The sequence below is a fragment of the Guptibacillus hwajinpoensis genome (assembly GCF_005144865.1).
Lineage (GTDB): Bacteria > Bacillota > Bacilli > Bacillales > Guptibacillaceae > Guptibacillus > Guptibacillus hwajinpoensis_A.
The window spans coordinates 149,322-162,761 of sequence record NZ_SWFM01000004.1; the positions used below are offsets into that span (position 1 = coordinate 149,322).

At 40.3% G+C, this 13,440-nt stretch carries 14 protein-coding genes; 3 read left to right on the top strand and 11 right to left on the bottom strand.

The features are described 5' to 3' along the window. Positions 1 to 87 precede the first annotated feature (87 nt). Together FBF83_RS14830 and FBF83_RS14835 are read right to left on the bottom strand one after the other, a co-directional pair. Positions 88 to 567, bottom strand: coding sequence for an NUDIX domain-containing protein (locus FBF83_RS14830; RefSeq protein ID WP_169525512.1), 480 nt, complete (start codon positions 565 to 567; stop codon positions 88 to 90). 216 nt (positions 568 to 783) lie between these two features. After that, on the bottom strand, positions 784 to 1,986 hold the full coding sequence (locus FBF83_RS14835; RefSeq protein ID WP_136947944.1) for an NAD(P)/FAD-dependent oxidoreductase: 1,203 nt from the start codon (positions 1,984 to 1,986) through the stop codon (positions 784 to 786). A 367-nt stretch (positions 1,987 to 2,353) separates the two neighbouring features. On the opposite strand from FBF83_RS14835, the gene FBF83_RS14840 reads away from it, so the two are divergent. Both FBF83_RS14840 and FBF83_RS21300 read left to right on the top strand, forming a co-directional pair. Beyond that, positions 2,354 to 3,361, top strand: coding sequence for an NAD(P)/FAD-dependent oxidoreductase (locus FBF83_RS14840; RefSeq protein WP_136947945.1), 1,008 nt, complete (start codon positions 2,354 to 2,356; stop codon positions 3,359 to 3,361). Between the two features lie 24 nt (positions 3,362 to 3,385). Next, positions 3,386 to 3,514 (top strand): hypothetical protein, encoded by a 129-nt coding sequence (locus tag FBF83_RS21300; protein ID WP_255436150.1) that lies wholly within the window; start codon positions 3,386 to 3,388, stop codon positions 3,512 to 3,514. Positions 3,515 to 3,616: 102 nt separating this feature from the next. Here FBF83_RS21300 and FBF83_RS14845 read toward each other — a convergent pair whose 3' ends face one another. The 3 genes from FBF83_RS14845 to FBF83_RS14855 all read right to left on the bottom strand — a co-directional run bounded on the left by FBF83_RS14845 (position 3,617) and on the right by FBF83_RS14855 (position 6,257). Continuing rightward, positions 3,617 to 4,843, bottom strand: coding sequence for an MFS transporter (locus tag FBF83_RS14845; protein ID WP_136947946.1), 1,227 nt, complete (start codon positions 4,841 to 4,843; stop codon positions 3,617 to 3,619). A 59-nt stretch (positions 4,844 to 4,902) separates the two neighbouring features. Further along, positions 4,903 to 5,559 carry an ArsR/SmtB family transcription factor gene (locus FBF83_RS14850; RefSeq protein WP_136947947.1) on the bottom strand — a complete coding sequence of 219 codons (657 nt, stop codon included), beginning with the start codon at positions 5,557 to 5,559 and terminating at the stop codon, positions 4,903 to 4,905. Positions 5,560 to 6,062: 503 nt separating this feature from the next. Next, the gene (locus FBF83_RS14855; protein WP_136947948.1) at positions 6,063 to 6,257 is read right to left on the bottom strand and encodes a hypothetical protein; all 195 of its coding nucleotides are present in this window, start codon (positions 6,255 to 6,257) and stop codon (positions 6,063 to 6,065) included. A 201-nt stretch (positions 6,258 to 6,458) separates the two neighbouring features. Here FBF83_RS14855 and FBF83_RS14860 point away from each other — a divergent pair, with 201 nt between their 5' ends. After that, positions 6,459 to 7,280, top strand: a complete 822-nt coding sequence (locus FBF83_RS14860) for an SDR family oxidoreductase (protein WP_136947949.1) — start codon at positions 6,459 to 6,461, stop codon at positions 7,278 to 7,280. A 55-nt stretch (positions 7,281 to 7,335) separates the two neighbouring features. Here the strand turns inward: FBF83_RS14860 and FBF83_RS14865 are convergent, their stop codons facing one another. Genes FBF83_RS14865 through FBF83_RS14890 form a run of 6 tightly spaced genes read right to left on the bottom strand, consistent with a single transcriptional unit; the run spans position 7,336 to position 13,379 of the window. Then, the gene (locus FBF83_RS14865) at positions 7,336 to 8,304 is read right to left on the bottom strand and encodes a sugar phosphate isomerase/epimerase family protein (RefSeq protein WP_136947950.1); all 969 of its coding nucleotides are present in this window, start codon (positions 8,302 to 8,304) and stop codon (positions 7,336 to 7,338) included. 29 nt (positions 8,305 to 8,333) lie between these two features. Then, positions 8,334 to 9,371: a Gfo/Idh/MocA family protein gene (locus tag FBF83_RS14870; RefSeq protein WP_136947951.1), complete on the bottom strand. Its 1,038-nt coding sequence runs from the start codon at positions 9,369 to 9,371 to the stop codon at positions 8,334 to 8,336. A 4-nt stretch (positions 9,372 to 9,375) separates the two neighbouring features. Continuing rightward, entirely contained in the window at positions 9,376 to 10,404 is a 1,029-nt protein-coding gene (locus FBF83_RS14875; protein ID WP_136947952.1) for a Gfo/Idh/MocA family protein, read from the bottom strand. 24 nt (positions 10,405 to 10,428) lie between these two features. Further along, positions 10,429 to 11,148 (bottom strand): ThuA domain-containing protein, encoded by a 720-nt coding sequence (locus FBF83_RS14880; protein WP_136947953.1) that lies wholly within the window; start codon positions 11,146 to 11,148, stop codon positions 10,429 to 10,431. Positions 11,149 to 11,168: 20 nt separating this feature from the next. After that, positions 11,169 to 11,996 carry a carbohydrate ABC transporter permease gene (locus FBF83_RS14885; RefSeq protein ID WP_136947954.1) on the bottom strand — a complete coding sequence of 276 codons (828 nt, stop codon included), beginning with the start codon at positions 11,994 to 11,996 and terminating at the stop codon, positions 11,169 to 11,171. Positions 11,997 to 12,035: 39 nt separating this feature from the next. Further along, a complete protein-coding gene (locus tag FBF83_RS14890) occupies positions 12,036 to 13,379 on the bottom strand; it encodes a carbohydrate ABC transporter permease (RefSeq protein WP_136947955.1) in 1,344 nt (447 codons plus the stop codon). Between the last annotated feature and the right edge of the window lie 61 nt (positions 13,380 to 13,440).

Below are 13,440 nucleotides of genomic sequence, written 5' to 3' on the forward strand. Positions count from 1 at the left end.
TCATTGAAAAAGAAAAACCCCAAATTTCCTCTTGATTGCTTGTGTAAGCGGATACATATTATATTATCAGAATATTTCGTCCTTTATCTAATCATTACTCTGATTTGATAACAATTTATAGGAGGTGTAGCCAAACTGTGCTCCAGGGTTCATTTCTGTCATGAATTTCTCTAATCCATTTAAAAAAGGAGGAATCATAGAAGACGTTCCAGGGTCTGTTAGCAGTTCTTGCTTTGTTCGAAATGAGCTCTCTTCAATTTCAGTTGCTTCAGATGCGAGTGTGCCTCCAACCTTACGCATGTGAAATACAATTAAATTATCACTTATATCATTTGTAATAACACCTGTACGGATTCCTGCGATCCCTACCGTCTCAGCAATAATGCCTGTTTCTTCAAATACTTCTCTAACGGCAGCTTCGTCTACTGTTTCACCTGCATCTACAAAGCCAGCAGGAAATGACCACTGCCCCTTCAGTCCACCGTATTTCTTCTTTACAACAAGGTATTTCCCCTCAGATTCAACAATACCAGCAGCGGCAAGCCAAACCTTTCCTCTTTCAGTCAAGATCGATTCCTCCCTGGCATATTCTATATCGTTTGAACATAAGCTGTACCATAGCCCCTATTCCTTTGAATAGATTAGAAAAACTGGCATATCGCCATTTCCTTTCTGGCGATAGCCTTTGTTTTTCTAGTACTGTCATTCCAAAAAAATGCATGACTCTTGTAAAGTACGAAAAAGGCAAAGACATAATGTCTTTGCCCTCTTTATCCTGCTATCTTAAAATAACTTTAGTTTACCTTTTTTCCAGACAAGCCCTGGTCCACCCAGCATGAATAGATAACGGTTATCGATAATTTTCTTCATAGCTGAAGCTGTTGAACCGTAAAGCTTTTTATTTCCAACTTTACCGATTGCTTCACCTTTACCAAGCGAAGCCACTGTTCCCTTAATATCAGGAGTGAAGCTTTCAAGCTCCTTACCACGTACAAGGTTAAGCAGGTTCTTGGAAACTGTTCCAGCTGCTTGAATCGCTACCTGTGCAGTTGGAGGGAATGGACGATTGATTTCTTCGTTGATAAGAAGCGCACAGTCTCCGACAACAAATACGTTATCGTAATCAGGAGTACGCTGGTCTTTACGAACAGGTACACGACCACGGTTCGTTTCGAAGCCTGAATTTGCAACGATGGAGTTACCTTGAACGCCACCAGTCCAAACAACAGTTGCAGATTTCACTTCTTCGTCTTCACCAAGAATAACGCCATCTTCTGTCACTTCTTTAATCATTGTGTTCGTACGGAATTCAACGCCTTTACGCTCAAGAAGGTTCATCGCATATTCAACTAGCTCTTCATCAAAACCTGGAAGAACCGTTGGAGATGCTTCAACGTTAATGATCTTTACGCGGTCACGTGGAATATCGAACTCTTTACAAAGTTCAGGTACACGTTCTGCAAGCTCACCTACGAATTCAATTCCTGTGAATCCTGCACCACCAACGATAATAGTTAGAAGATCATCACGACGCTCTGCTTCGTTGTTATAGCTTGCGAATTGGTATTCAATGTGCTCACGAATTTTGCGAACAGAGTTCACACTGCGAATGCTGAATGCATTTTCTTTAAGACCTTTAATACCAAACGTTGCGGGTTCGAAACCTAGCGCAAGTACAAGATAGTCATATTCGAGCTCACCGTTTGAGAGAATCACTCGCTTCTCATCTGGTTTCACTTCTACAACTGTATCTTTAACAAAATTGATTTTGTTTGTGTCAATAACGTCATTAATCATGATTCTTGTTTTGTCATGATGCATTGTTCCAGCTGCTGGCTCATGAAGCCACGTTGTTTGATAGTGATAGTCATGCTTGTTTACAAGCGTTACTTCAACTTCGTTTGCACCCATTTCCTTTTGAAGACGAGCCGCTGTCATAATACCGCCGTAACCTGCACCTAAGATCGCAATTTTGGGCCTACTCACTAGTATCACATCCACCTTTTACCGATATTTTTTAGGACATATTAAGAGATTCCCTTAAGTGTCCAACCGTGAAACGTCATAAAACGTTAAGAATAAGGATATTATCCCTCATATAATAGAAAATAATAGAAAAGATCGAGAGACATTGTTAAGGATTTCACGTTCTAGACCAAAAAAAGATATCTAGCACGCACTTTGTCATAAATACTTCAAATCTGACGCTCAATTTTAATCATATTCTTTTTTATTTTGTTTTTCAACCCTTATAATGAAACTTCAGGCGTGTTTTCACGTTAGGGGTTTAGTTCCGTTTTTATTATGATTATAATAATGAAAGCACAACGATTAAATTTAAGGGGGACTGACAATGACAGACCAGCAAGAACTTTATGATATTACGATTATTGGCGGGGGTCCTGTCGGATTATTCACTGCTTTCTACGGTGGTATGCGCCAGCTTCGCGTCAAAATTATCGAAAGTATGCCACAGCTTGGAGGGCAGCTCTCTGCTCTTTATCCTGAAAAATATATTTATGATGTTGCGGGTTTCCCGAAAGTACTCGCTCAAGATCTTGTTGATAATTTAAAAGAGCAAGCGAACCAATTTAATCCGGAAGTCGTTCTAGAGCAATCTGTTGAAGAAGTAAAGAAACTTGACGATGGCTCACTTTATTTGCGTTCTAATACAGGTGAGGAGCATTACACACGCGCGGTTATTATTACTGCAGGCGTTGGTGCCTTCCAACCTCGTCGTCTTAAAGTAGAAGGCGCAGATCACTATGAGGGGAAAAACCTTCACTATTTCGTGAATGACCTAACGAGATTCGCTGGCCAGAAAGTTCTCATTGCTGGTGGTGGAGATTCTGCAGTAGACTGGGCTAATATGCTCGAACCAATCGCTGAAGAAGTAACGCTCATTCACCGTCGTGATAAGTTTAGAGCACATGAACACAGTGTTGAGCAACTTATGAATTCATCCGTAAACATTCAGACTCCTTATAACATTAGTGAGTTCATTGGAGATGGTGAGCGAATTAACCAGGTTGTTCTTGAACAAGCTAAAGGGGAAGAAACGATCACGAAAGACGTTGATGCCGTTATTGTAAACTATGGTTTCATCTCTTCTCTTGGACCAATTAAAGAATGGGGTCTCGACATCGAGAAAAACTCAATAGTTGTTAATTCCAAAATGGAAACGAATATCCCAGGTATATATGCTGCTGGTGACGTTGCTACATATGATGGCAAAGTGAAGCTCATTGCTTCTGGATTTGGTGAAGCACCAACCGCTGTAAATAATGCAAAATCCTATATGGACCCAGATGCAAAAGTTCAACCACTTCACAGTACAAGCTTATTCGATAAGAAGAAGTAATTTAAACGCGAGGAAGGGATCTTTATGGACGAAATTATTTTTATTATAGTCATGGCTGCAGGTCTTGGCTATTCCCTATTCCATAGCTTGAAAGAAACGCCTAAACCGGATTGGAAATCTGTTAAAGAAAACCTCTTCCATTCTTCACATTAAAAAATGATCAAAAACCCCGTACTTTTTCAGTACGGGGTTTTTTAATGAAAGTAAATACCCATTCAAATTCGCACTGTAAATTCACAAGATGCGACTTTGTTGTTATTTTAAAGTTTCTTTCAATCGTAGAGATGTTAATATGCCTGCAAAAAGAGGTAATAGTGCGACTAAACCAATTGCCCAATTAACATCAAGAAGATCGGCAATGATCCCGGCCATTAATGCACCAAAGGCATAGCCACTGTCACGCCAGAAACGGTAAACCCCCATTGATGTTGCTCTCCAATCAGGATGGGCAACGTCACCAATGGAAGCAATGAGCGTTGGATACACCATAGCTGTACCAATCCCTAATAAAATAGCCCCAATCATCCACAATGAATAACTATCTACAAATAAAATCCACCAAAGAGAGACAGCTTGCAGCCACATCCCGAATGTAATTAGCCATTTACGACCGATTCGATCACTTAATACTCCTGTAAAGAGTTGAAAGAAACCCCAAGCTGCTGGATAAACGGCAACAATAGTTCCAATCTGTCCTACTGACAATCCTTGAGTAGCAAGGAATATCGGAAAAAGTCCCCAAGCCATTCCATCTTTTAAATTTGTAGATAATCCCGCGAAACTAATACTAGACAGGTTCTTGTCCTTCCATGTTGTCTTTTTAAACACTTCTTTTGAATCAATACGTTCCGAAGACGCTTTTTGCTGAGCTTGAACCTTTAATTGTTTCTCAGTATTTTTGACGGACATTGAAAGGACGAATCCTAATATAACGATACCAATCCCTATATAAAATGGTTCTGGTCTCATTGAATAAGTTGAAGCTACATAGCCAGATATAACAGCCATCAAAGCTACACCAATATATCCTGCGAATTCATTAAGCCCTACGGCTAACCCTCGCTGTGTCGACTTTGCCAGGTCCACCTTCATGTTAACAGTCATCGACCATGTTAACGCCTGGTTAATACCGAGAAGGATATTGGCAACAACAATCACCCACCAAGAGTGTGCGAATATGACAAGTAACGGTACGAATAATCCGATTCCCCAACCTAATAATAGAACTTGTTTTCTTCCAATTTTATCTGCAAGATTACCAGCTATAACGTTAAAGATGGCTTTCGAGAAACCGAAGCTAACAATGAACGATAGAGCAGCACTCGCAGAGGCTATTCCGAATTGCTCTTCACCTATGATAGGCAATATGGTTCTCTCGAGACCAACCATAGAACCTACAAACAAATTAATGACGACTAATAATGAAAATTGTAAAAGGTTTTCTCTAACGCCAACTTGTACGTTATTTAACGGTCTTTCCATTTCACTCACCTCCTAACAAGATCCTGAAGAAAAGTTTGGTTCGTTTTTCAATTTTATAATCAATGAAAATGATTTTCCATTTGGTTCCATTCATGGATACCAGCTTCTAACCGTATCGCATGGTAGCCGTTTAATTTAAGAATTTCCACAGCCTCTGTCGCATATACACAGTATGGTCCACGACAATAAGCAATCACTTCTTTATCTTCTGGTAAATTCTTTATATGCTTTTCAATTTCATGAATAGGCATCGATATAGCTCCAGTAATGTGAGCCGTTTCATATTCGTTACTAGGTCTAACATCAACTAGAATGTGATTACCTTGTTCCATCCGCTCCATCAATTCTGAAAGTTCAAGTGTTTCTAGCTCATCCGATCTTACAATGAATTCATTACGTAACGTATTAACTTCATCGATTTGTTCTGCTCCAACAGCTTTTATTGAGAGTAATAAGGAAACTACCGTTGGACTTGTTAATTCATAGAATACAAAGTTCTTTTCTTTATAAAATGTAACCAAACGAGCTTCAAGGAGTGCTTGTAAATGTTTAGATGTATTCGCAACACTCATCATCGTAGCTTTTGAAAGTGCTTCTACAGACTTTGGAGAATGAGAAATCAAATCCAATAACTCTAAGCGCTTGGGACTTGATAAGACTTTTCCAATACGTGAAAACTCGCTATAAACATTATCTTTAAACTCTCTTGAATCCATAGAAACATCTCCCTCTAACTATTCAACTTACTGGTTGAATAGTAGCATAGGCGTTAATAAACTGTAAATGGATATGGTTGAACAGTTATTCTTTTCGTAGAAATTGTAGCTATAAGAGTGGGTTAATTTCCGCTGCAGGTGCTCGCTTTCCGCGGGGCGGGCGGTGAGCCTCCTCGGCGCACAAAACATTGCGCCTGCGGGGTCTCACCTGTCCCGCTAGTCCCGCAGGAGTCGAGCACCTTCCGCTCCAATTAGCGACATGTAGTTTTTGTTTCAAAAGCAACAATCTTTTAGTAAAGACCCTTACAACAATGTCTACGAAAACAGCCCATTATAAAGAAGTCACTTAATCCTAATTCGCAACTCAAAATAGAGCCATACAATTACATAAAAAGAGTGCATTTACATAATCGTAAACGCACTCTTTTTAATATTCCTTTATCCAATAATTCATCAAATCGATTACTTCTATTTTTGTTTACAGAAGCATTGCTTGATATGTATTACCAACCGAGCCCAACTTTAGTTGTAAGAATCGATTCACCTGAATCTTCTTGCAACGAAATTTCATAACGTCCAGGCTTATTTGAATAGGCTAGCGTTTGCTTCTTAAATTCAACATTAGCACGATAGCGCACCTCGATATTCTCGGTTTCAAGATCACCTGAATCTTCCTCACGTATCTTTAATAAGTACACAATATATCCCCCCATAACAAGAATTTATACGTTAATTCTATCACCAGGAGAGTTCTTGAGATATGAAAAATAGTTTACAATAAGTCCACTTTTTTCCATGAAAATTATTTTCAAATCCGAAATCTTCATAGGATTATTTTTTTGCGATAGCGGGTACTAGCCATATTAGTTGATATAAGACTTTTATTAGGAGGATTGGTTATGAATAGATTACAAAACAAAATTGCCGTTATTACTGGCGGGGCTACAGGAATAGGCAAAGCAACTGTTGAGCTTTTCTCAAATGAAGGTGCGACGGTTCTATGTGCGGATATCGATAAAGAAGAACTGGAAAAGACAGCAGAAGAGCTAAACAAAGATGGCGGCAACGTTAAACCGTTTCAAGTAGATGTTTCTGATGAAGATAGCGTCAAACGTTTCGCGAATCAAGTGAAAGAAGAGTATGGCACAATTGATGTGTTATTCAATAACGCAGGTGTGGACCAAGAAGGTGGTAAAGTTCACGAATACCCTGTTGAGCTTTTTGATCGTATTATTTCAGTTGACCTGCGTGGGACATTCTTAACGAGTAAATACTTAATTCCACTCATGCTTGATCATGGTGGATCGATCATTAACACCTCTTCTATGTCAGGTCGAGCAGCAGACCTTGATCGCTCTGGATATAACGCAGCTAAAGGTGGCATTACAAACTTTACGAAAGCCATGGCGATTGATTATGCCAGACAGGGAATTAGAGTGAATTCGATCTCTCCTGGTACGATTGAAACACCGTTAATTGATAAGCTTGCTGGATCAAAAGATGAAGAGATGGGTCGGAAATTTAGAGATGCGAACAAATGGGTCACTCCTATGGGACGATTAGGTCGACCTGATGAAATGGCAAAAGTAGCTCTCTTCCTTGCATCAGATGATAGCTCATATGTAACAGGTGAAGATATCACAGCTGATGGAGGAATTATGGCTTATACATGGCCTGGGAAGATGTTGATTGATAAGGAATGGAAAGAAGATACCGAATAAGAGCTATTGAAAACCCCGACCTCCTATAAAAGGAATCGGGGTTTTCGTTAAGCTTCTAAGCCCACCACATCTCAGTCGGTTGTTCTTCAATTAAAACAGATTGAAGGTTCTTCACAGCTCGTTGGAACCCTTCTTCAATCGACATCAGTGGATCTTCGTGTTCAATACTAACCACGTGATCATAATCATACATCCGAAGTGCGCTCATCATATTCGACCATTCTTGATTGCTGTGGCCACAGCCAACAGATCGGAATGTCCATGCGCGAGATTTCACTTCTCCATAAGGTTGCATATCTGTTAAGCCATGCATGTTCACATTGTCTTGATCGATATAGGTGTCTTTCGCATGGAAATGATGAATCGCATTCTCTTTACCTAGAATCTTAATGGCTGCGACAGGATCAATTCCCTGCCACCACATATGACTTGGATCAAGGTTCGCTCCAACTGCATCACACGTAAGCTCACGAAGCTTCAACATCGTGTACGGTGTATGAACAAGGAACCCTCCATGAAGCTCAAGACCAATCTTTACATTATGATCTTTAGCGAATTGTCCCCACTCTTTCCAGTATGGAACAAGCTTCTCTTCCCACTGCCACGTTAGGACGTCAGAATACTCAGCAGGCCATGGTGTAACTGGCCAGTTCGGGAATTTTGCTTCCTCATGATCGCCAGGTGTTCCTGAAAAACAGTTTACGACTGGTACATTCATAAGAGAAGCAAGCTTCACTGTTTTCACGAACGTATCGTGACACTGTTCTGCAAACACTTTATCAGGAGAAATAGGGTTGCCATGACAACTAAAAGCACTAATTTCAAGTCCTCTTGCCTGTACCTTTTCAAGATATTCTGAGCGCTTTCCTTCGCTATCTAACAACTCATCAAGATTACAATGAGCATCTCCAGGATAGCCTCCCGTTCCTATCTCAATCGCTTTTAGACCGGATGCTTTGGCATGATCGAGCATGTCTTCAAATGATTTATCGGAAAATAGAACTGTAAATACGCCAAGTTTCATCTTCTCACTCCTATACTTTCATAATGATATTATAATTGAACGCTTTTTCCTGTAGCACAGCTTTCATAAATTGCTTCAATCACCTGTGAAACGGTGCGTGCTTCTTCTGCACTCACAATAGGTTCCTCAAGACCGAGACAACTGTTTACAAAGTTTGCTGCCTGTGGCAGTCCTGGATCTTCGTCACCTGGCACCCACTCACTACTGCTGTTTAACAACATGCCATACTGCGCTTTGTTCAGTTGAAATGGAAATACCTCAAGTCCACCGTCGCTTCCAGATATACTAACTGATTCTTTATCTTCAGGAATGTTAGCTGACCACGACGTTTCAAATAACATCGAAACGTTGTTATCAAATTTAATATACGCTGTCACATGATCATCCACATCGAATGTCTCATGGTCAAAGCTCCCCCATAAATTCACTTGTTCAGGTGTTTTACTCAATCGATTATAGGTTGTTCCTGACACCTCTACTGGCTTTGGATTTCCCATAAGCCACATGCTTAAATCAAGAAAATGACAGCCATAATCGATCAAGCTACCACCACCCTGAAGCTGTTTATTCGTAAACACACCCCATCCAGGTACTTTACGACGGCGAAGTGCCTGTACTCTCGCAACCATCGGATCGCCAATTTCTTTTTCTTGAATGACCTGACGAGCGGCACGCGGTTCCTTCATAAAACGATAGTGATAAGCAATCGAAAGGACTTTGCCTGACTCCTTTTCCGCTTCAATCATGCGATCACATTCTTCTACTGTCATCGCCATAGGCTTCTCACAAAGAACGTGTACGCCCGCTTCTAACGCCTGTACAGCAAGATCTGCATGGAATTTGTTTGGTGTACAAATCGTTACAGCATCAACTTCTTTTAGCATATCTTGAACTTGCTCGTATACATTTGTAATGTTAAATAATACTGAAGCTTCCTTTGCTCTCTCATAGTCAACATCATAAACACCAAACAACTCAACCTGTTCGGCGAGTTGTTGGTATGAAGGGATATGACGTGACTGAGCGATTCCACCAGACCCGATAATTCCCATTCGTAATTTCGTCACGTGATCACCTCAAACGAATCATTTTCTTCGTTTCATTTGATTCAAGAGCCGCTAGCACAACTTGAAGTGAATTCATTCCTTCAAGACCACTTACAGGTGACTCTTTATCAGAAACGATACTATCTACAAAACGATCAATTACTTGTGAATTCGACTGACCACCTTCGTCATTCGATTGGATTCCACCGAGCTCATACTTCACAACCTCACCCGTTTGATACTGAACAACTAAAGAATTCACTGGATCATCTTCTAGTCTAAGAATGGCTTTCTCGGCATAAATAATCGTCGAGTTGTCTTCTTTTGCTGTATAAGCCCAGCTTGCTGCAAGTGTGCCAATAATGCCACTTTCAGATTTCAAGATGCAAACTGCATTGTCATCCACCGTTGCAAATTCCTTTGCACTCGTTTCTACAAAAGAACCTACTTCTACGATTTCTTCACCTAGCACATAACGAATGAGGTCTGTTTTATGAACACCAAGATCTCCCATTGCTCCAATAAATGCTTTCTCTTTCTCAAAGAACCAGCTATCTTTCCCATCAACGCTCCATGCTTCAGGTCCAGGATGGCCGAAAGCCGTTCGGAAACTATACACTTTGCCTACTTCACCACTTGCTAGAATTTCTTTTGCTTTTACGTGGGAAGGAACAAAACGTTGATTATGAGCAATCATTAGTTTCTTACCGCTCTCACGGGCTGCTTCAATCATCTGTTCTGCATCTTCTCGTGATGTTGCCATCGGCTTTTCACATAGAACATGCTTGCCCGCTTTTAGTGCAGCAATGGAAATCGGGGCGTGCAAATAGTTCGGCGTACATACGCTCACTGCATCGATTTCTTCGTTCTGAAGTAATTCTTCAACACTTTCATAAGAGACCGCACCATAAAGTGCCGCTATTTCATCAGCCCTCGTTTTAACGATGTCACAAACGGCAGCAATTTCTATTTGTTTGTTTGCTGCGTATTCAGGAAGATGGCGATGCTTTGCAATACTTCCACATCCGATAACACCAACTTGTAGTTTTTTCATAGTTTCTCCTCCTCTATCTTTCTATTATTTAGATGTAATGGTTTCGAGTGGTTTTGCATTTCCATAGACTGGTTTTGCTATCGTCGTAGGTTTTGCCCAAGCAACAGCATTCTTCATCACTCGCTGAATATCTTCATGATAATAAGTCGGGTACGTTTCGTGTCCTGGTCTGAAGTAGAACACTTTTCCTTGACCACGTTTATATGTACAGCCGCTTCTGAAAACCTCTCCACCTTCAAACCAGCTAACAAATACAAGCTCGTCCGGCGCTGGGATATCAAAATGCTCTCCATACATTTCTTCTCTTTCAAGCTCAATTGTTTCTCCAAGCCCTTCTGCAATTGGGTGAGTCGGATCGATTACCCACATTCTTTCTTTCTCATCCGCTTCACGCCATTTGAGATCACAACCTGTTCCCATCAGTTTCTTAAAAATCTTTGAGAAATGACCAGAGTGAAGCACGATCAAGCCCATACCATCAAGTACGCGTTGATGAACACGTTCTACTATTTCATCTGATACTTCTTCATGAGCAATGTGGCCCCACCAAAGAAGAACATCGGTACTATTCAATACTTCTTCTGATAAACCGTGTTCAGGCTCATCAAGCGTTGCTGTTCTCACTTCGAAGTCTTCCTTCAAAAATTCAGCAATCGCTCCATGAATGCCGTTCGGATAAACATTTCTTACTTCTTCACTTTTTTGTTCGTGTCGATTTTCATTCCATACAGTAACGTTAAGCATGTGATCCACTCCTATTTTATTTATTCTTTTACTGAACCTGATGTTAAGCCTGATACAATTCTACGCTGGAAGATTAGTACCATGATGACAAGCGGAACGGTTACAACAACAGTTGCAGCTGAAATCTCGCCCCATGGAATTGTAAATTGTCCCTGAAAAAGCGCAATCCCGACTGGTACGGTTTTAAACTTATCAGCCGTGTTAATCGTAAGAGCAAAGAGGAATTCATTCCACGCCGCAATAAAGACGAGAATAGCTGTTGTGAAAATTCCTGGTACTGCAAGTGGCATAATGACTTTCCAGTACGTTTGCCATAGCGTTGCACCATCAATTCTTGCTGCTTCTTCAAGATCAAATGGGATTTTTCTGAAGAACGTCACGAGTAACCAAATGGATAATGGAAGCGTGATCGTCGTATACGGGATAATAAGTCCCAGGTAGCTATTCGTAAGACCCAGGTTTTTAAGAAACATGTAGATTGGTGAAATCGTTGCAACCTGTGGAAACATAGATACAGATAGGACAACTCCCAGAATAATTGGTTTCCCTTTAAAATTAAGACGCGCAATCGCGTAAGCAGCGAAAGAAGCGACAAGAACGGTATAAACTGTGGTAATCGTAGCTACAACAGTACTATTCCACAGATAGCGCATGAACGGATAATCTACGAAAACGGATACATAGTTTTGTAGTGTGGGGTTCGATGTAAATGGATTAAACGCTTTGTCACCAAATAGCTCAGACAGCGGTTTAATCGAACTCGCGAGCATCCATAGAAATGGAAACATAACTAAAAAGACAAACACGACTAGAAAGACATAAAACATCGGTCCAGCTTTCTTATTCATCTGGCTGACCCTCCTTCTTCATCATAAAATACATTCTCATTATTTTCCAGAACCATCTTTGATTAATTCAGATCCAAGAAGTTTAATAAAAATTCCTGAAATGATGGCCACACAGATAAAGACCACAACTGAAATAGCTGATCCCTCTCCAAAGTTCGTTTGCTTGAACATGAGTGTATAAGCGAGCATTGATATTGTTTCAGTTGAGTTTGCTGGACCCCCACCAGTTAATACGTAAACTAAGTCAAACACACGAAACGCATCAAGCGTACGGAATAGTAGTGCTACAAGAAGGCTTGATTTAAGTAGTGGTACCGTGATTGTAACAAACTGCTTCCATTTATTCGCTCCGTCAATTGATGCTGCTTCATAAAGGGAAGACGGTATTGTTTGTAAACCTGCGAGAAGAAGTAAGGCCATATATGGCGTTGTTTTCCACACATCAGCAAAAATAACAGAGAACATCGCACCAGTATCTGTCGTCAGAAGCATCGCCATTCTATCAATAAGTCCAAAATCTTCGAATAGCTTTGCAACAATTCCGTTTTGACCATCATATAGAAACTTCCACATAAGTGCAGCAACCGCAGTTGGGATAGCCCAAGGAATAAGAATACTTGCTCGAATTAATCCTCTTCCAAGGAAAGCTTTGTTAATAAGTAGTGCAATAGCAAGCCCAAGAATAAGCTCAGCTAACACTGAGATAAATGTAAAGACACTTGTGTTCCAGAGTGACCTCCACATCCTTTGATCAGTTAAATTCTCTTTATAGTGATCGAGTCCAATAAAGTTAGGCTCTACAACAATTTCAGTAAGTGCAGATGATAATCCAACGATTTTATCGCCTTGCTCCAAATCGCCATTCTCATTTATCGTTTTTAAATCATCATTTATTTCTTTAACGGAAGTAGTAAAATCTTCTGCAACGCTTTCGTCGATTTCAATATACTTCATGTCAGAAGGTATATTCTCAAAGTTATCTAATTTCTCATTAATTGTATCGTAGTTCTCTTGTGCCTCAGGCTTTTCCTGAATACCTGCGTCAAGATTTTCAAGCGTCGATTTAATCGCTGTTAATTCTTCACTTGAATTTCCTTTATTAATTTCAGAGTCAATGGCTCCGACTAGAAAAGGGAAGTTCTGTAAATAACGATCTAAATCGATTTGGTAATCTAGATGAACTTCTGATTTAGTCGGCTCATTGAGCTGAAGATCAAAAAGACTGAAGTAAAAAGATTGAATGACTGGCCAGATCGAAATCGCTAGAATTAGAATAAGTGCTGGGGCAACAAGTAAATAACCTACAACCGCATCATTCTTCTTCTTTTTCCTTGGCTGTTTGTCAACTTTGATAGGCTCATTCGGATCGATTTCTGTTTGCATACCACCGCTCCTCTCTTAGGAAAGACATTAGCCTTCGATTCGAAGGCTAATGTATATCACA

Coding starts and splice junctions, on each gene's coding strand:
- FBF83_RS14840 (WP_136947945.1), top strand. CDS start 2,354: ATGACAGACCAGCAAGAACTTTATGATATTACGATTATTGGCGGGGGT.
- FBF83_RS14865 (WP_136947950.1), bottom strand. CDS start 8,304: ATGAAACTTGGCGTATTTACAGTTCTATTTTCCGATAAATCATTTGAA.
- FBF83_RS14860 (WP_136947949.1), top strand. CDS start 6,459: ATGAATAGATTACAAAACAAAATTGCCGTTATTACTGGCGGGGCTACA.
- FBF83_RS14875 (WP_136947952.1), bottom strand. CDS start 10,404: ATGAAAAAACTACAAGTTGGTGTTATCGGATGTGGAAGTATTGCAAAG.
- FBF83_RS21300 (WP_255436150.1), top strand. CDS start 3,386: ATGGACGAAATTATTTTTATTATAGTCATGGCTGCAGGTCTTGGCTAT.
- FBF83_RS14845 (WP_136947946.1), bottom strand. CDS start 4,843: ATGGAAAGACCGTTAAATAACGTACAAGTTGGCGTTAGAGAAAACCTT.
- FBF83_RS14890 (WP_136947955.1), bottom strand. CDS start 13,379: ATGCAAACAGAAATCGATCCGAATGAGCCTATCAAAGTTGACAAACAG.
- FBF83_RS14880 (WP_136947953.1), bottom strand. CDS start 11,148: ATGCTTAACGTTACTGTATGGAATGAAAATCGACACGAACAAAAAAGT.
- FBF83_RS14885 (WP_136947954.1), bottom strand. CDS start 11,996: ATGAATAAGAAAGCTGGACCGATGTTTTATGTCTTTCTAGTCGTGTTT.
- FBF83_RS14850 (WP_136947947.1), bottom strand. CDS start 5,559: ATGGATTCAAGAGAGTTTAAAGATAATGTTTATAGCGAGTTTTCACGT.